This is a genomic window from Salimicrobium salexigens, assembly GCF_900156705.1.
GTDB lineage: Bacteria > Bacillota > Bacilli > Bacillales > Halobacillaceae > Salimicrobium > Salimicrobium album.
The window spans coordinates 324,983-343,947 of record NZ_FTOK01000001.1; the positions used below are offsets into that span (position 1 = coordinate 324,983).

Here is an 18,965-nt window from a genome sequence, read left to right on the forward strand (position 1 = left end):
TGTGAATAAAGAGGAAGAAATTCTTGAGGAACTTAAGAAAACGAACCATCTGCTGGAAGCGCAGAAGGATGAAGTCACGCCTTTTCAGGCGGTAATGGATATGGTGAGATCGTTACTGATCGGAATTTTTATAGTAGGGCCGGTTCTGGCACTTATCCTTGCGTTCGTCAACATCATCGGAGATTAATAACGGCAGATTTGTGGAGACAGAGGATTTTTCCTTTGTCTTTTTTATTTTTTTATTTGGACAAAATAAGCACGTTTCCTATCGAACCGTTACGTTCACAGCACTATTTTATACACAGGAGAAGAAAAGATTTTTTAAAAAGAAATAAGAAATCTGAAAAATTAAAAAATATGTTGAAGTTAACGTTAACGTCAATGATAAAATGAAACTACAAAGGAGGGGAGCTGTGGTGAAATCGATTCGGGAAACGGCTGTATCTTTCGGAGTAACTCCACGGACGCTGCGCTACTATGAAGAAATCGGGTTGCTTACACCCGGGCGCTCCTCCGGTAATCAGCGTGTATATGCCAGTCAGGATGCGGCCCGGTTGAAACTGATTCTGCGGGGGAAAAAATACGGATTCTCGCTGGAAGAGATCAGGGAGATGATCCTTCTTTTTGATGAAGACCGGTCAGGACGAAAACAACTGGAGCGTTCGATCGAATACGGGGAAAAACGAATTCGGGAAATAGAAACTGTTATTTCGGAATTCCAACTGTTAAAAGAAGAAATGGAAGAATGGCTTATGCACTTCGAACAAAAATTGAAGGAGGAAGAGTCATGAATACGTCTGAACTGCTTGCCCGCAATGCCCGTAAATATCCCGCTCAGGATGCAATAGTCTTCCAGAGTAACCGGCTCACCTATGCCGAGCTCGATACTCTCGTTAATAAGTTCGGCAGTGCTTTAAGAAAAAAAGAAATACACACAGAGGATAAAGTCGCCCTGTTTCTGCCGAATACCCCCGAGTTTGCCATAGCCTATCTGGCTGTCCAGCGTATTGGAGCTATTGTTGTGCCGGTGAATGTAAAGCTTACAGAGGAAGAGGTGCTTTATATCCTTCAGGACAGCGGAGCGAAAATGCTGATTGCCCACGAAATGGTCGTCGCTCCAGTCAAGAATATTTCTGCCCCGGTGCTGAAAGTGAAGACCGGAGAAAGGACAGAGGAATGGGACTCATTTTGGGCACTGCTTGAGGAGCAGGAAGATACTCCGATTAGATGTTACTTGAGGGAAGATGATTTATCGACTGTTTTATACACTTCCGGTACAACCGGTAAACCGAAAGGTGTACTGTTTCCGTATCGCAGTATTTTAAATGTGGCTACGATGATCAATATCGAAATGGAAGTGAAACCGGAAAGCCGTATTTTACTCAGTATGCCTCTCAGTCACTCGGCTCCTCTGCACTTGTTTTTCATGGCGGGCCTGATGACGGGTTCCACCCTGGTGTTGACTCCTACATTCACCCCTGAGCTATTTCTGGATACAATAGAAAGGGAAAAGACCACCCATTTCTTCGGTGCCCCTGTCGCTTATCTTACGACGATGCAGATGGCAGATCCCCGGGAACGGGACCTTTCTTCGATGAAATGGTGGGTCTATGGCGGAGCTCCTTTATCACCGAAAGAAGTGCACGCCATAAAGCAGGCTTTCCCTTCCGGCAGCCTTACTTGTGTTTACGGTCTTACGGAAGCGGGACCGAGTGGCACACTGCTTTTCGATGAGGAACATGAAAAGAAAGCCGGGAGTATCGGCAAACGGGCTCCCTGGGGCACGGAAATATGTCTGATCGATGAAGCGGGAGAAAACGTCCCTCAGGGCGAAGTAGGAGAAATTGCTCTTCGCGGGGAAGGAAACATGCGTGAATACTTCCGTAAAACTCACGAGACGGAAGCGGTATTTGCAGGTGAATGGCTTCGGACCGGAGACCTCGCGATGCAGGATGAGGACGGTTATTACTGGGTAATTGATCGTAAAAAAGACATGATCATCTCCGGGGGAGTGAATATTTATCCGAAAGAGATAGAAAATGTAATGCTTGAAATCGAAGGCGTAAATGAAGCAGCCGTTATCGGTATCCCACATCCGGAGTGGGGAGAGACGGTGAAAGCCGTTTATGCAGGTACTGCGGAGGAAGAGAAAGTGAGAAACGTCCTTGAGAAACGGATAGCTTCTTACAAAGTACCAAGAATATATGAACAAGTGGCAGAACTGCCAAGAAACGCTTCGGGTAAAATCTTGAAACAGGCCCTCAAAGGAGGGGAATTATGAAAGTACTGACAGAAGAATACGAACAGCATAACTTTTATGAAGAAGATAAGTTTTTGCAGAAGATATTAAAAAAGTATATGACATCCGATATGTTCAGCTATGCAGATAAGAATCTGAGAGAATTCGGACAACGTGCGGCAGGACCTATAGATGAACGTGCCGTCCACACGGACAGAGAAGGCCAGCCGAGACTCGAACGGTACGACAAGTATGGAGAAGAGGTTTCCCGGGTATGGGTGAACGAAGGGTATAAACAGACGGTAAAAGAAACGTATGAAACGGGAATCGTCGGTTACGTACACAAGAACATCCCTGAGCTGGGTGAAAAAGGAACCTACACGTATAGTTTTGCTCAAGGATACCTTCTCTCCCAGGCTGAACCAGGCTTCTATTGCCCTGTCACTCTGACGATGGCGACGGCATATCTGCTCGACCATTATGGTGGTGAGGAACTGAAAGAAACGTATCTTCCTCACGTCCTTGCTACCGGAGACATGGAGCTGTATGAAGGAGCCACTTTTCTGACCGAGAGGCAAGGAGGCTCGGATGTGGGGGCGAACGTGGTCGAAGCCGTGTCTATAGGGGAAGACTACTACTTGTACGGGGAAAAGTATTTCGCCTCGAATGCAGGTATGTGCGGGGTGGCAATGGTTCTGGCCCGTATGGAAGACGCAAAGGAAGGCTCGCGGGGGCTCTCCCTGTTCCTCGTCCCCTGGGAAGGAGGCAACATAAGGATCCGCCGGCTGAAAGATAAACTCGGAGTTCGCGCGGTACCTTCTGCCGAGGTGGAATTCACCGGAGCGAAAGCTTATCTCGTCGGGGAAGCGGACCGCGGTTTCTACTATATGATGGAGGCTCTCAATCTATCACGGATCTGTAACGCAGTCGCTTCACTCGGAATCATGAGACGAAGTTATACGGAAGCCCTTCTCTATGCCGACGGGAGAAATGCTTTCGGACGCCGACTGGCCGGTTTTCCGATGATTCAGCAGACTCTCCAGGAGCTTCGGATGAAACTCGAAAAAGAAACGGCAGCAGTTTTTGAAATGGTACAGCTCTATGAAAAAGTGACGAACGGAACTGCTTCTTTTGAAGAGGAAGCTCTGAATCGTCTTTTGATTGCTATCATGAAAAAAGAAACGGCAGAGAAATCGATTGAGTTTGCTCATGAAGCGATAGAAATGCATGGGGGGAATGGATACATCGAAGATTTTGTTACACCACGGCTCCTGCGCGATGCCCAGGTGCTGACTGTGTGGGAAGGAACGGCGAACATACTGGCGCTCGAACTTCTTCGACTTATAAATAAATATGAAGCCCACACATTATTTATCAAAATGCTGAGGGAGAAATCCACTGATGGAATGGAGAAAAGAATTGATGGAATGGAGGAACGGCTGCTGCGATTTGCAGGTTTAGAAGAGACGGAAAAGGAGCTGGAGGCGAAGTCGCTGATGAAAGACATGGCTATTCTATTTGAAGACGTCATCTATGAGCAGTTATAAGTAACAGGAAAAAAGACAGGGGCTCCTGTCTTTTTTTCTGTGGTAACATGTCAGACAGATCATTCTTCAATTATGATTCTGAAATTCCATAAAAAATTTAATTATTTAAAAAACTATCATTATAACCGTTCTCAAACGAAAGAAATGAGTTATAATGGATAAATCAAACCTTTAATACACAACAGGAATCTTGAAAAGCAGGTGAGAGTATGCAGGAACAGGAAATAGAACTGTTACAATTGATTGAAAAAAATGCCAATCTGGAACCCTCCAAAATTGCGAAGCTGATGGCTGTATCGGAAGAAGAAGTGCGCGAACTTCTCCGTAGTCTCGAGGAGAAAAAAGCGATTCTCGGTTATTCGACTCTGATTGACTGGGCAAAGGTGGTCCAGAAAGAAGAAGTGACCGCAATGGTGGATGTGAAAGTGCAGCCGGCGAGAGGCAGCGGTTTCGATAAAGTCGCAGAACGGATTTACCGTTTTCCGGAAGTGAAAGCCGTATATTTGATGTCCGGAGCTTACGATCTTTCTGTTTCCGTCGAAGGAAAAACAATGATGGAAATAGGACGGTTTATCTCCGAGAAACTTTCGGCTCTTGATTCTGTTCTTTCGACGACGACACATTTCGTACTGAAACGTTATAAGCATGACGGAATTATTCTGGATGACGAGGATGATAACGATAAAAGAATGGTGGTGACACCATGAAAAAAACGTCTTTTTTGTCGAAGCAGGCCGACAGTCTGCAACCTTCCGGCATCCGCCGTTTCTTCGACCTGGCAGCACAGATGGAGGACGTCATTTCTCTCGGCGTAGGGGAACCGGATTTCGTCACTCCGTGGAGCTTCATCGAGCACAGCTTCCATGCTCTTGAACAGGGGTACACTTCCTACACGGAAAATGCGGGGATGCTCGATCTGCGCGAAGAAATCAGTAACTATCTGCTCGGAAGTTTCGGGGTGAATTACGATGCCGAAAAAGAAATCATCGTCACGGTCGGGGCCAGTCAGGCTATTGATCTGGCATTGAGAGCTACAGTGAACCCGGGGGAGGAAGTGCTCGTCGTAGAACCGGGATTTGTTGCCTACGTGCCGACAGTGAGTCTTGCCGGGGGTACGCCCGTTACGATTCAGACAAGACCGGAGGATGATTTCAAACTTACGCCGGAACTTCTGGAAGCTGCAATCACCCCGAGAACGAAAGCGATTATACTCTGCAACCCGAATAATCCGACAGGTGCTGCGTTAACGAGGAATGAACTGGAGAAAGTGGCGGAAGTCGTCGAAAAGCACGACCTGCTCGTACTTTCAGATGAAATTTATGCAGAGCTTACGTATGAAGACGTACATACGAGTTTTCCTGCCATTGAAAACATGAAGGAAAGGACTGTTCTGATCAGCGGTTTCTCGAAAGCGTTCGCTATGACCGGCTGGCGGCTCGGTTATGCAACAGGACCGGAGGAAATTATCCAGACTATGGTGAAAATCCATCAGTTTACAATGATGTGTGCACCGACCATCGCCCAGCATGCAGCGCTTGAAGCTATGAAGAACGGGAAATCGAGCGTCGATTACATGATCAAAAGCTACAAACAGAGACGTAACTTCATCGTGAGCAGTCTGAACGAAATGGGCCTTTCCTGTCCGAATCCGGGCGGTGCCTTCTATGCGTTTCCCTCCATAAGGGAGACGGGATTAAGTTCGGCTGACTTTGCGGAAGAATTACTTCAGGAAGAACAGGTAGCCGTAGTACCCGGAAACGTATTCGGAGAGAGCGGGGAGGGGTTTGTGCGCTGTTCCTACGCCACTTCTCTCAAACAGCTCGACGAAGCGATGAGACGGATCAGGCGTTTCGTAGACCGGAGAATTTAAAAAATATACGGACAGCTCAAAAAAGGGGGGCGGCCCCTCGGTTGAGCTGTTTTTTTATGGAGTGCAGTGAAAGTCGTCCAGAAAGGAGAAACTCAATGGATAATGAAAAGAAACTGATGAGCCTGATCAATTCCGTGAACGTATTAAACTCTACACGGGACTTGCCGGAAGTGCTCGAGCAATTGATTCAGGAAGTATTGAATGTTGTTGGAGGAGCGAATAAGAGCGTACTGTTTCTGTATGATGATAGGGCAGACATACTGTACGCGAAAACAGCGGTTGGATTTGATATGACGTACATGAAGGAGATACGCCTAAAGCCCGGGGAAGGGATGAGTGGAAAAACATTTCTCGATGAAAAAGGTCGCATATTTTCTTCTTTAGAAGACACGGTGGAGGGCATGGCCGACATTTCGGATAATATCAGAAATATTTATTCTCATTCGCTCGGACGGATGGAGTATCCGGTAAGTGCTATTTGTGTACCTCTCATTTCTGACGGAAAGTGTATCGGTGTTCTGACCGTCGATGTGTATGAAGATGATGTGCAATTCGAGCAGGAAGATCTTCGACTGCTGGAAACATTTGCGAATCAGGCGTCTATTGCGATTGAGAATGCAACATTATTTTCACAGAACGAAAGGAACAAAAGAATTCATGAGGAACTTTCTAAAGTTTCACTGGCGAAAGGAGGACTGGCAGATATCACCTCCACCCTGTCGAAACTTATTGATGAACCGGTGATTGTTTATAATGAAATGATGGATATAATAGCAACGTCCGAGAAAGAATTGTATTCAATATCCCTCGAGCTGAAGGAGGAGACCATACAGGGGGCGGAGCGTCCTGTTTTTGAAACGGAAACGCTCTCTGAACAGGTCTCACTCGCCGGGGAGGAACGACTCGTCTATTTTTTCCCAATAGCTGCTGACACACGTTTTTTCGGATTGCTCGCTGTCCCCATAATGAATGGTACGGATGTGGATCCACTGGATCAATTTGCCGTAGAACAGGCGGTGACTGTATTTGCCATGGAAATCGATCGCCAGGAAAGACTCGTGGAGGAGCACTTTAATTATTCCGGGTCTATTCTCGAGAGGATCATCCATCACCCTTACGAAGATCTATCCTCGCTGAATTTAACAGAGATGAATTTCCCGGAGCATGATTACCACAATTATTGTATAGCTCAGTTGTACTTTAGGGACCCATTGCTGTCTTTTGAAAAAATGACTGAAAAGAAGCAGAAAATAATGAGGATGTTTTACCGTGAATTTTCAAGACTACCATACAGGACTCTCGTTTACGACCGGAATCTGGAAGTCAACGTCATGTTTACAGTTCCGGGGTATCTCTCGGAGACGGCTGTATACGAAAAACTCGGCCGTATTTTCAATAAAATAATGAGTTATTCTTCTTCATACGCCGGGATATCCGGGAGTATAGGGCTCGGAAGAACAGTCACAAAACTGAACGAAGTACACTATTCCTACTACGACGCTAAGAGATGTGTGGAATTTCTGCAATCCACTTATCAGGAAAGGTATATAATGAATTACCGGCAACTGGGACCGTATCGGCTTTTTTTGAAAATGGAACGGGACGAGTTGCGTAACTACAGAAGCGAAATTCTTCTTCCGGTAATCGAACATGACGAAAAATACGGGTCGGAGCTTTTGAATACGCTGAAGATGTATCTGGATACTAATCAAAATATGGCGGAGAGTGGACGACGGCTGTTTCTTCACGTGAATACTATTAAATATCGCTTGGCAACAGTTTATAAAATTCTCGATATCAAAAGTCTTTCAGGGAAAAAAACCTTTGAATTGCAGCTGGCTTTTCGAATAAATGACTATTTGAATGAATAAAGTTATAGGTAACCGACAAAAATTTCGTTTTGTTTTTATCGGTTACCTATATTTTTTGTTATTTGAAATTATCTTATAATTTTGACAATAACTAAAGAGAGGTGAATATATGGAAGCTATCTATATTATGGGGATACTGACGGCCATCATTGCCCTCGGTGAAATTTTGTCCATTACTTCAAAAGCGAAAATACCTACTTTGCTCGTAGTTATAGGTACAGTATTCATACTTCTTCAGACAGGAGTATTACCGGAGTCATATATTGAGGCGTCCACCTTTGTAGCTGCCGGAAGTGTACTCGTACCGGTGCTGATTGTGCATTTAGGGACACTTATTCCCCTTTCTGTGCTGAAAAAACAGTACAAAGCCGTACTTATTACACTTATTGGTCTTGTTATTTCGGTAGTTACCATGCTAACGCTTATTACGTTGATCTTCGATTACAATACAGCGGTAGCGGGAGCGGGCCCGCTCACAGGTGGAATCATAGCATACATTGTTACCGCTGAAGGACTGACGGAGGCCGGGTTCACTACACTGGCGGCTATTCCTGTAGTGGTTTTCGCTCTTCAGAACCTTGTCGGCATGCCTCTGACTTCAATTCTGCTGAGTAAATACGCTGTAACTATTCGCGATGATCCGTCTCAAAACGGATCGGAAGAAAGTGGAGAGTCTTCCGATCCGATGGTTAGTACTAAAACGAAAAAACTGATTTTTCCTGACCGGATCATGCAAAGTGACTTTTTTATTTTATTTTTGCTGTTTATCGGAGGAGCGGCTGCAACGTGGCTCGGAGATGCAACCGGGATCAATTACAGTTTGTGGTCTCTTGCAATCGGGGTTACCGGTTCAGCACTGCGATTCTATCCGGACCGGGCTTTAGATAAAGCCAACAGTACCGGTCTTGCGATGGTAGCTTTAATTGTCGTCGTTATCAGTTCGCTCGTGGGAATTACGTGGGACCAGGTAGTCTCTTCCTTACTGGCCGTAATCGTAACTATAATTATCGGAACGGCGGGGTTGATGCTCGGCGGACTTATTGGAGGAAAAATATTCAACTGGAAACCGACCAAGTCCATTCCAGTAGTATTGACAGCACTTTATGGGTTTCCGGGAGATTATCTTATCGTCGAAGAGGTAAGCAGAAGTGTCGGAAGAAACGAAGAAGAACGGAAGCGGATCATGGATGAACTCGTGGCGCCCATGCTGATTGGGGGATTCACTTCCGTTACGGTAGGTTCGATAGTTGTTGCCAGTATTTTAGTAGGAACTTTATAACTTTTTTAAATAAAAGAAGGAGGAGAGGAATATGAGTATTACGGTGATAAAAAACGGTGTGTTAATCGACGGAAAGGGTAAAGAACCGCAAAAAGGAATGTCGGTAGTTATAGAAGGCAATAAAATTAAACAGGTGACCGCTTTAAATGATCTGGTAATACCGGAGGATGCTGATATTATTGATGCAGAAGGGAAGTACATTCTTCCCGGTTTTATAGATACTCACGTTCATATGGCTATGGAAATGGGCGGCCTGGAAGAAACCATTTTAACTCCATTCTCCTATCGTTTCTACAAAAGTATCCATTACATGAGAAGAACACTGAACGCTGGTATCACTTCAGTGAGAGATGCCGGTTTTTCCGATCTGGGAATGAAGAAAGCGGTGGAAGACGGTCTTGCAGCCGGCCCCCGTATGCAGCTGAGTATTAATCCTCTTACCATTACCGGGGGCCATGGGGATAATTGGAATCGTTCAGGGGTTGATACTACTCTGCAGACATACACCGGCATGCCGGATGCCATATGCGATGGAGTGGAAGAAGTAAGAAAGACTGTCAGGAAAATGCTGAGGGCCGGGGCTGAAGTGATAAAAGTACATGCCACCGGCGGGGTATCAAGCCCGACGGATCATCCTGAATACACTCAGTTTTCTCAGGAAGAGCTGGAAGTGATGGTGGAGGAAGCGGCTTATCGCAAAGGCATCAGAGTAATGGCCCACGCCCAGGGGGCCGAAGGAATCAAAAACGCTGTTCGTGCAGGAATACATTCGATTGAACACGGTATTTATATCGATGATGAAGCGATTGAACTGATGCGTGAAAACGATACATTTCTTGTGCCGACACTTCTTGCCCCGGTATCTGTGCTTGAATCGGCAGAAGGTGAAAATTCCATGGCTTCCTATGCTATCGAGAAATCGAAAGAAGTGATTGAAGTTCATAAAGAAAGCATCGCAAAAGCCCACCGGGCGGGAGTGAAAATTGCGATGGGGACAGATGCAGGAGTTTTCGCGCATGGCACTAACCTGAGGGAACTCGGCTTGTTGTGCGATGCGGGTATGACACCTATGGAAGTGCTGACAGCCACAACGAAGACTGCCGCCGAATGCCTCGGGTGGGAAAAGGAAGTAGGTACGATTGAAGAAGGTAAACTGGCGGACGTTATTATGACGGATGTTGATCCTCTGGCTGAAATCCGTGAACTGGAAGAAAGTGAGAGGATCGTAATGGTCATGAAAGACGGAAAGATTCAAAAGAACCTGATCCGATAGAAAGGAAGTGGACATATGCAAGAGAACGAATTATATTCGAATCTGATGAATGATTATAATTCCGAATTTGATCGAAATGGAGTGAGCGGTCAAAGGGTAGCTACCCGTCTTCATAAACTTTCTGAAATAGGAAGAACCGGGGACGGAGGAAGTTTCCGTCTCGGTTTTTCGGGAGAAGAGCAGGAAGCAAAAAAACTTTTGAAAAGCTGGATGAGGGAAGCGGGGCTCACGGTGTCCGAAGATGAAGCGGGGAATGTGTTCGGCAGAATGAGAGGCAGAAATGAGCCATCTTCCGTTTTGATGAGCGGGTCTCATCTCGACAGTGTGCCGAATGGAGGGCATTTCGACGGACCTGTCGGAGTAATCTCTTCACTTGAGATAGTCGAAGCATGGAACGCGAGCGGTTTTCTCCCTGATTTCGATTATGAAGTGGTCGTTTTTTCCGATGAAGAAGGCTCCCGATTTCAAAGCGGTTTAACAGGAAGCAGAGCGATGACGGGGAAAGTCGATATGGACATCCAAAAAGGTTTGAAAGACAGTGAGGGTGCTGCTTTTTCGGAAGTTATCCATGAGGTCGGTTTATCTGCTTCGACGTTTGCCGAAGCTGCAAACCATAACAAAAATATAAAAGAATATGTGGAAATACATATTGAACAGGGAAAGGTACTCGAAAAAGAAAACCTTCCCGTAGGGATCGTTTCTGGGATTGCAGGACCGTGCTGGCTCAGCGTTACATTTACCGGACACGCCGGACACGCCGGTAATACCCCTATGCCGGATAGAAGAGATCCCCTCGTAGCTGCAGGGGCTTTTGTAAGCTCCGTGCCGGATATGCCGGGAGAGGTCAGTGAATCCGCTGTAGCTACAGTAGGGAAACTGGAGGTCCGTCCGAATGGAGCGAACGTTATCCCCGGGACAGTGGAACTGATTGTGGATATACGTGATATTCGTAAAGAAGACAGAGATGTGCTCACGGATCGTATAATAGAAGAAGCTGAAACGCTGGCCAAAAAACATGATGTGGACGTGGAGTATCAACAGAATTTCGAAGTATCTCCCGTCCCCGTCCCTGCAGAAACGAAGGAATTTTTACGCAGCGCTGTGAATGATGAAGGTATAAGAGCGGTGGAAATACCGAGCGGTGCCGGGCACGATGCACTGGTGATCGGTCACCGGTACCCGGTAGCTATGCTCTTCATAAGAAACAAAGACGGTATCAGCCATACTCCGGAAGAATGGGCAGGGCTGAATGACATCGTCCAGGGAATTCACGTGTTGAAGACGTACCTCGAAAAAAAATGAACAGAATATATACACAGCCTGGAGAGATTGGGAACATACCTCTTCAGGCTGTGATTTTTTATGAAGGTTGTGCTTCAATTGGAAGAAAGCTGTTAAAATGTATTACACTACGTATAAAGCTACCAGGAAGAAACATGAAGGAAATCATTTAGGAGGTGCCGGATGAAAACAATCCGATGGGGAATCATAGGCTGTGGAACAGTGACGGAGCATAAAAGCGGTCCTGCCTTTCAACAGGTGAATCAGAGTTCACTTACGGCTGTAATGAGAAGGGACGGGGAGAAAGCGAAAGATTACGCCGAGCGCCACGGGGTGCCCAGGTGGTATGATCGTGCCGAGGGTCTTATTCTGGATGAGGAAGTCGATGCTGTCTATATTGCTACACCTCCCTCATCACATATGAAATATACGAAGATGGCAGCCGAAGCCGGAAAGCCGGTATATGTAGAGAAACCGATGGCAAGAAATGCAGAAGAGTGCAGAACGATGATAGAAGCTTGCGAAAAAAATGACGTGCCGCTGTTCGTCGCTTATTACAGAAGGTCTCTGCCACGATTTCTGAAAGTGAAAGAGCTGATTGAAAAGGGGAGAATCGGGGACATACGTTTCTTAACGATCCAGCACACGAAGAAACCTGTACAGAAACAGGAAGACGGCACATGGCCATGGAGGGTCCTTCCGGAGGAGAGCGGGGGAGGTCTGTTGTACGATGTAGGATCCCATACCCTTGATTTGTTCGACTTTTTGTTAGGGCCCCTGATTGAAATAAAGGGAGCTGCCGATAATCTTGCCGGCACCCATCCGGCGGAAGATACTGTGAGCGCAAGCTGGAAATTCGAAAACGGGGCAGTCGGCAATGGAGTATGGAATTTCTCTTCCTACAGAAACGGGGATACCAACCGTATCGTAGGCTCGAGAGGAGAGATAACATTTTCGACTTTCGGCGATGAGTCTGTGAAGCTCATGACCGAATCCGGGGAAGAGTCTTTTTATATTGAGCACCCGACCCACATCCAGTATTATCATATCCAGTCCATCGTTAATGAACTGCTTGGTAAAGGAAGCTGCCCGAGCACGGGAAAGAGCGCAATCCGCACAAACGAGCTGATGGGGAAAATGGTAAAGAATTATTACTTTTCCTGAAAGCCTTCTAACTGCCCGATTGTTTTACACTGAGGATGGTGATAGTGAACAGAATGACGGCCATGCCGGCAAGCTGAATAATGGTGAGGGTGTCTCCCAGTAACAGAACTCCAAACAGGGAAGCTGTTACGGGTTCTGCCATGGCTACCATGGAAGCGGTGGAGGGGGCAGTCCCACGCATCCCGATAACGTAAATGATGAAAGATATACCCGCACCGACAAGACCGAGCAGAATAAACCATCCGGCATCTCCCGAAGTTACAGCATACGTTACTTCGGTCATGTCATTAAAAGGAAGAAGGATTAAACAGAAGGTGAGAAAAGCGACACTCAGAATCGTTTTCGGATCGCCGATTGCTGTCGCTTTTTTAAAACCGAAAATAAACAGTGCGTAAGATACACCTGCCGCCAGTCCGGCTGTAATACCGAAGACACCACCCGAAAGGTTGTCGGTGTTATAGGCACCCGTAAGCAGAACGATACCGAGAAGGACGCCGATAATACATCCCCATTTGAACCAGGTCGAGTCCTCTATTCTCAGTAAGAAGAACAAATACCGGAGCCGTATACATAAGCGTTGCTGCGACAGCGATACTGGAAGCTTCAATAGCGAAAAAGTAAAAGGTGAAGTTCCCTGCTACTCCTGCTCCTGCAAGTACAGAAAATAATATAATAGGGGGAGTGAATACCGGCTTCTCTTTTTTGCCGACCAGCCACCACCCCGCGAATAATATCAATCCTACTCCTCCGCGATAAAAAGAAATGACGAGAGGGCTCCAGCCTTTACCCATAAGTATATCCCCTATTCCACCAGAAATCCCCCAGAATACAGCTGCAAGCACTACCAGAACTATTCCTCTCATCTTCATTACGTCCCTCCTGATCGTTACCCTTTTTTTCCAAAAATATATCTGTAACCATTTCCTTCATGAGACATAACGTAAACCTATAATTCATAAATCGTTCGCAAAAGGGGAGGGGCGTCCACTGGTGTGGGCCACCAATGGGGATTGGCTTTCACTATCGGCAGTATAGACGAAACTTTTAAAATTCAAAGATCCAAAACGGATTTTCATACGTATACTTAGTGAGAAACATTGTAATCCAGTATTCTATTTTCTATAATAGGTTTACTACAATTAAAGGAGAATCAGATGAGTAATCCGGATGAAGAACTCTACCGGCGTCTGCTGCATAAAGATAAAGATGCCCTCGAGCAGTTATATGATAAATATGAGAAACTAGTCTTTTCTTTTAGTTACAAGATGACGAACAATCACGGATTGTCGGAAGAAGTCGTCCAGGATGTATTCATGAAATTATGGACTCAAAAAGGTACGTATGATGAATCGAAGGGAAAATTTTCGAGCTGGCTGCTCACGATTGTGAGGAATGCAGCGATTGATCTGATGAGGAAGAAGAAGGACACCCCTTATGAACTCGATGAAAGAGATGCGCTTCAGACTAATGAACCTTCGATCGAGGAGATGTATGAGTCGAAAGAAGAAGCGACGGCCGTGCGCCAGTCGATGAAAGTATTGAAAGAAGACCAACAGAAGGTAATCCGGCTGTTTTATTTTGATGCAAAATCCCACAGAGAGATAGCAGAACAGCTGGACGTGCCCCTGGGAACAGTAAAGGGACGAATACGAATGGCGTTGAAACATTTACAGACTGAAATGACGGAAAGAGGAAGGGGGGGAGATACGACATGAGTGATAAACAATGTGATAATCTGATAGATTATTTTAATGGACAGTTGTCCGAGCAAGAAGAAGCTCAATTTGAAAATCACTTGGCAAGCTGTGAGTCGTGCCGGGAGGAACTGGCTGAATTGCGTGAGCTGACCGAGTCTCTCCCTTATCTTTCCGAACCGGTTGAACCGGATAGCGGTATGAAAAACCGCGTACTCTCTTCCGTTTTTGAAGAAGAGGAAAAAGAAGAAGGTTATGACAATGTAATTCCTATTGAAGAGAAGAAGGAAAAGGAAAAACCCGCGCTCTCCCGAACAAGGAAAAGAAACTGGGCGGTCTGGGGGCTTGCGGCCGCACTAGCTGCATCACTTGTCGGAAATGCGGCATTCCTGAATCAGTGGCCCGGCACTTCCACCACTCAACCGGAGGAGGAAGTTGTGATCGATAACCTTAGGCAGGACCTTACTCTTCAGAACCCTGAAGGAGGAGAAGCCAAAGGTCAGGCTTCCATGGTCGCAAATGACGGAGAGTCGCAGCTCGTGGTCCAGGCAGAACAGCTCGCTCCTCTCTCGGGTAACGAGGCTTACCAGGTCTGGCTTCTTGAGGAAGGGGATCCGGTAAGAGCCGGAACATTTGTAACGAACGAACAAGGTTCCGGTGCAGTGACCTATCCTATGGATGAGCTTAAAGACGGTAACTGGGATACCCTTGCCATCACTAAAGAACCGGGGCCTGACAGTGAAACACCTCAGGGGGAAATTGTACTGGCCGCAGAGATATAAAAATTACGAAAGTCGTCCTCTTTACAGGGGGCGGCTTTTTAAAAATAATAAGGAGGATTTGAGAATGATCATCGATATGCAGGAGGTTTCCTTAAAGAGAGAGGGCCGTTTCATTTTAAACAATATCACCTGGCAGGTGGAGAACGGAGAGCACTGGGCAATCCTTGGACTGAACGGTTCAGGAAAGACGTTTCTTTTGAATCTGATCAATGCCTATACATTTCCATCCTCCGGTACGATAAAAGTTCTTGGTCTTGAATTCGGAAAGACGTATCTGGCAGAAAAGCTGCGAAAACAGATAGGTTTTGTCTCCGCTTCGTTACAGAACCGTCTGCATAAAGGGGACAATGCCTTTGAGGTCGTATTGAGCGGCGCTTTTGCTTCCATAGGGCTGTATGATACTCCTACGGATGAAATAAGAGAAAGAGCGATCGGTCTACTGAGGGAACTTGACTGCTACGATTATGCAAACCGTTTGTACGACACTCTTTCTTCCGGAGAAAAACAGCGGGTGCTTATTGCGAGAGCCCTGATGGCAGAGCCGGAGCTCCTTATTCTGGATGAACCGACGAACGGGCTTGATTTTCTTGCAAAGGAACAGCTGCTGGAGTCGGTGGAACGAATAGCCGGGGGTACAGACGGGCCGACCATTCTTTATGTCACTCATCATGTAGATGAAATACTTCCCGTTTTTGAGCATACTCTTCTTTTAAAAGACGGCGGGATATATGATGCCGGGAATACAGAAAGGCTTCTCGAATCAGATGTAATGTCTTCCTTTTTCGGGGTATCTGTAGAGATTTCCTGGAAGGGTCAGAGACCTGAACTTAGCAAGCGTTCACATCTTTCATAAAAGCTTTTCACAAGAAAATTCAAAAAAAGTTCACTTTTTTTAGAAAATAATGATCCACTTCTATATCCGCTCCGTATGCTTGGTGTAATTAATTAAAAAAGGAGAGGATTATTAATGAACTGGAAAAAAGGACTTGTAACAATTCCACTTGCTGCCACCATCGCTATACCGAGTTTAGGATTGAACGTTTATGCGGAGGATCATATGCCGACCCCTTCCGTGGATACAGAAGCTGTAGAATTGCGTTCGTCTCTTGACCACCTGTTAAGTGAACACGTATACCTCGCAGTAGAAACGATGAGAAAAGGAGCGGAAGGAGCTTCCGATTTTGATCAGGCTGCAGGAGCTTTAAGCCAGAACACAGATGATTTGTCGAAAGCCATCGGTTCTGTATACGGGGAAGAAGCCGGCAAACAGTTTAACGACATGTGGTCCGAGCACATCGGCTATTTTGTGGATTACGTGAAGGCTACTGATGCAGGGGACGAAGAGGCTAAACAGGAAGCGCTCGATAACCTCGGGGAATACAAGGAAGAATTCTCCCAGTTCCTTGAAGATGCTACTGGTGAGCGACTGGAAGCAGGAGCTCTCGCGGAAGGACTTCAAATGCACGTGAACCAGCTGATCGGAGCTTTTGATGCTTTCGTCGCAGGTGACTATGAAGCTGCTTACGAATATGAACGGGAAGCTATGAGTCACATGTATATGGTAAGTAAAGGCCTGTCTGACGCTATGTCCAACCAATTCCCTGAGAAATTCAATGATACATCCGCAGTTACACCTGCAGCAGATCTTCGTTCTGACTTGAGCTACCTGTTAAGTGAGCACGCTGGACTTGCAGTGACAGCTATGCAGAATGGCATCGACGGAAGCGAAGACTTCGAAGCCTCTGCAGAAGCATTGAGCAATAACACAGAAGAACTTTCTGATACTATCGGATCTGTATACGGAGAAGAAGCAGGGGAACAGTTCCAGCAAATGTGGTCCGATCACATCGGTAACTTCGTCTCTTATGTAGAAGCGACAGGTGCAGAAGATGAAGCAGCAAAAGAGAAAGCACTATCCGCTCTTGAAGATTATCGTGCTGACTTCTCTTCCTTTATTGAAACCGCTACGGAAGGAAAAGTAAGTGCAGACGTTATGTCAGAAGGACTTCAAACACACGTGAATCAATTGATTGGAGCTTTTGACAGCTATACGATGGAAGACTATGATAAAGCTTACTCGGATATCCGTGACGCTTACGCTCATATGTTCAACCCTGGTAAAGCACTGTCCGGAGCTATTTCTGCACAATTCCCTGATAAATTCAGCCAGGAAATGCCTTCTGAAATGCCTGAAACCGGACTGTCTCCACAGGACACCGGCATGAACAGTACAATGTGGCTTGCCGTTGCCGGAATGTTTGCGCTGATTACAGCACTTACATTGCACTTCAGAAAACAGAACCAGCAGTAAAATGAAAACAATCCGCTATTAACTAAAACCCCGGGTGAAGGAAGCTTTGAACTAAAGCTTTCTTCCTCGGGGTTTTATAGTCCTTACATATGATTTCAGGATTTCACCAATTTTTTCATCGTACCATTTGTTTCGAACTCTCTGTGCCAGGCGAGTGCTTCTTCCAGCATGTGAGGAGTCTGGCCGCCCCGCTCCAGGGCCGCTTCAAAGTAATCGTGAAGTTGTTCCCTGTAACTCGGATGTGCACAGCGCTCAATGATCAGCCTGGCACGTTCCCGGGGTGCGAGACCGCGTAAATCTGCATATCCCTGATCCGTCACGATAACATCTACATCGTGTTCGGTATGATCGACGTGTGGAACGAATGGAACGATACTTGAGATGTCTCCGTCCTTGGCTATTGATTTAGTAACGAACATACCCAGTCTTGAATTTCGGGCAAAGTCGCCCGATCCTCCGATTCCGTTCATCATTTTAGTACCGCCTACGTGAGTAGAGTTCACGTTTCCGTATATGTCCATTTCCACGGCCGTATTGATAGAAATAAGACCAAGCCGGCGGATGATTTCCGGATGGTTCGAGATTTCCTGTGGTCTCAGTACCACACGGTCACGATAGTCTTCAAAGTTTGAGAATACTTGTTTCATTTTATCTTCGGACAACGTAAATGAGCATCCTGATGCAAAGTCCACTTTTCCGGCATCAAGAAGGTCTATCACTGAATCCTGAAGCACTTCCGAATAGACTTGCAAATGTTCGAAATCGGAATCCAGCAGGCCGCGGAATACAGCGTTTGCTACTGAACCGATACCCGATTGCAAAGGTACAAGATTTTCGGGCAGTCTTCCTAATCTGACTTCCTCTTTGAGAAAATCGATCAGGTGACCGGCTATGTCACGCGTTTCCGCATCCGGCGGTGTGACTGTAGAAGGGGAATCCAGCTGGTTCGTAAAGATGATCCCCTTGATTTTTGCAGGATCCACCTGGATACCTTCAGCTCCTATCCTTTCTTCCGGGCTGACGAGAGGAATAGGTTCACGCTGTCCCTGGGGAGCAGGAGCATAGAGATCGTGGACACCTTCGAGGGCCTCGGGCTGAGCTTCGTTGATTTCCACAATAATGTGTTCTGCATGCATGGCGAAGGCCAGGGAATTCCCCACGGAAGTTGTCGGAATAATAGTTCCATCTTCTTTGATAGAAACCGCTTCCAAAATAGCGTAATCCACTTCAGGTAAAACCCCTTGACGCAACATTTCCGAAGTATGGGAAAGATGCTGGTCCACGAAGTGAAACGACCCGTCATTTATCCCCTGACGCATTCTGGGATCGGCCTGGAAAGGAAGGCGCTTATTGATAATATCAGCTTCCGCGAACATTCTGTCTATGTCCGACCCGAGTGACGCTCCTGTAAATACATTTACTTTGAATGGATCTGTCTCTGCTCTCTTAACCAGTGCGTCTGGTATCGCTTTCAAATCTCCGGCTCTTGTAAATCCGCTTAATCCAAGCGTCATACCGTCCCTGATCCAGGAAGCTGCAGTTTCGGCTGTAACAATGCGTTCTATCAGGTCTTCATTTAAAATTCGGCTATTTTCTATACCCATATAGTTCCACCTCTTTTTATAAGACTGTTGTGAATATTTTATCTTATAAA

At 46.2% G+C, this 18,965-nt stretch carries 16 protein-coding genes and 1 pseudogene; 15 read left to right on the plus strand and 2 right to left on the minus strand.

Going from position 1 to position 18,965, the window contains the following annotated elements; all coding sequences use genetic code 11:
- Window position 1 precedes the first annotated feature (1 nt).
- The 11 genes from BW931_RS01650 (at window position 2) to BW931_RS01700 (ending at window position 12,524) form a co-directional block, all read left to right on the plus strand.
- Window positions 2–187, plus strand: coding sequence for a hypothetical protein (locus BW931_RS01650; protein WP_076569430.1), 186 nt, complete (start codon window positions 2–4; stop codon window positions 185–187).
- Between the two features lie 229 nt (window positions 188–416).
- Window positions 417–791, plus strand: coding sequence for a MerR family transcriptional regulator (locus BW931_RS01655; protein WP_076569638.1), 375 nt, complete (start codon window positions 417–419; stop codon window positions 789–791).
- Window positions 788–2,281 (plus strand): class I adenylate-forming enzyme family protein, encoded by a 1,494-nt coding sequence (locus tag BW931_RS01660; protein WP_076569433.1) that lies wholly within the window; start codon window positions 788–790, stop codon window positions 2,279–2,281. Before BW931_RS01655 ends, BW931_RS01660 begins: the two co-directional genes overlap by 4 nt.
- Window positions 2,278–3,786, plus strand: a complete 1,509-nt coding sequence (locus BW931_RS01665; protein WP_076569436.1) for an acyl-CoA dehydrogenase family protein — start codon at window positions 2,278–2,280, stop codon at window positions 3,784–3,786. Before BW931_RS01660 ends, BW931_RS01665 begins: the two co-directional genes overlap by 4 nt.
- Window positions 3,787–3,995: 209 nt before the next feature.
- Window positions 3,996–4,493: an Lrp/AsnC family transcriptional regulator gene (locus tag BW931_RS01670; protein WP_008589444.1), complete on the plus strand. Its 498-nt coding sequence runs from the start codon at window positions 3,996–3,998 to the stop codon at window positions 4,491–4,493.
- Window positions 4,490–5,656: an aminotransferase gene (locus BW931_RS01675; RefSeq protein WP_076569439.1), complete on the plus strand. Its 1,167-nt coding sequence runs from the start codon at window positions 4,490–4,492 to the stop codon at window positions 5,654–5,656. Before BW931_RS01670 ends, BW931_RS01675 begins: the two co-directional genes overlap by 4 nt.
- Before the next feature lie 95 nt (window positions 5,657–5,751).
- The gene (locus BW931_RS01680) at window positions 5,752–7,527 is read left to right on the plus strand and encodes a helix-turn-helix domain-containing protein (RefSeq protein ID WP_076569442.1); all 1,776 of its coding nucleotides are present in this window, start codon (window positions 5,752–5,754) and stop codon (window positions 7,525–7,527) included.
- A gap of 109 nt (window positions 7,528–7,636) precedes the next feature.
- A complete protein-coding gene (locus BW931_RS01685; protein WP_076569444.1) occupies window positions 7,637–8,806 on the plus strand; it encodes a hypothetical protein in 1,170 nt (389 codons plus the stop codon).
- Between the two features lie 31 nt (window positions 8,807–8,837).
- Window positions 8,838–10,079, plus strand: a complete 1,242-nt coding sequence (locus BW931_RS01690) for a metal-dependent hydrolase family protein (protein ID WP_076569446.1) — start codon at window positions 8,838–8,840, stop codon at window positions 10,077–10,079.
- A 15-nt stretch (window positions 10,080–10,094) separates the two neighbouring features.
- Window positions 10,095–11,381: a M20 family metallo-hydrolase gene (locus BW931_RS01695; protein ID WP_076569448.1), complete on the plus strand. Its 1,287-nt coding sequence runs from the start codon at window positions 10,095–10,097 to the stop codon at window positions 11,379–11,381.
- Between the two features lie 162 nt (window positions 11,382–11,543).
- Entirely contained in the window at window positions 11,544–12,524 is a 981-nt protein-coding gene (locus BW931_RS01700; RefSeq protein WP_076569450.1) for a Gfo/Idh/MocA family protein, read from the plus strand.
- Between the two features lie 7 nt (window positions 12,525–12,531).
- Here the strand turns inward: BW931_RS01700 and BW931_RS13830 are convergent.
- Window positions 12,532–13,393 (minus strand): annotated as a pseudogene (locus tag BW931_RS13830) (DMT family transporter).
- Window positions 13,394–13,678: 285 nt separating this feature from the next.
- On the opposite strand from BW931_RS13830, the gene BW931_RS01710 reads away from it, so the two are divergent.
- From BW931_RS01710 to BW931_RS01725, 4 genes are all read left to right on the plus strand, one after another.
- Complete coding sequence (locus BW931_RS01710; RefSeq protein WP_076569452.1) at window positions 13,679–14,239, plus strand: RNA polymerase sigma factor; 561 nt, start codon at window positions 13,679–13,681, stop codon at window positions 14,237–14,239.
- Window positions 14,236–15,000, plus strand: coding sequence for an anti-sigma factor (locus BW931_RS01715; protein WP_076569454.1), 765 nt, complete (start codon window positions 14,236–14,238; stop codon window positions 14,998–15,000). The genes BW931_RS01710 and BW931_RS01715 overlap by 4 nt, the downstream gene beginning before the upstream one ends.
- Before the next feature lie 64 nt (window positions 15,001–15,064).
- The gene (locus tag BW931_RS01720; RefSeq protein ID WP_076569456.1) at window positions 15,065–15,853 is read left to right on the plus strand and encodes an ABC transporter ATP-binding protein; all 789 of its coding nucleotides are present in this window, start codon (window positions 15,065–15,067) and stop codon (window positions 15,851–15,853) included.
- 114 nt (window positions 15,854–15,967) lie between these two features.
- Window positions 15,968–17,311, plus strand: a complete 1,344-nt coding sequence (locus tag BW931_RS01725; RefSeq protein ID WP_076569458.1) for an LPXTG cell wall anchor domain-containing protein — start codon at window positions 15,968–15,970, stop codon at window positions 17,309–17,311.
- A gap of 95 nt (window positions 17,312–17,406) precedes the next feature.
- Here the strand turns inward: BW931_RS01725 and BW931_RS01730 are convergent, their stop codons facing one another.
- A complete protein-coding gene (locus BW931_RS01730) occupies window positions 17,407–18,915 on the minus strand; it encodes an acetyl-CoA hydrolase/transferase family protein (protein ID WP_200802029.1) in 1,509 nt (502 codons plus the stop codon).
- Window positions 18,916–18,965: the final 50 nt, after the last annotated feature.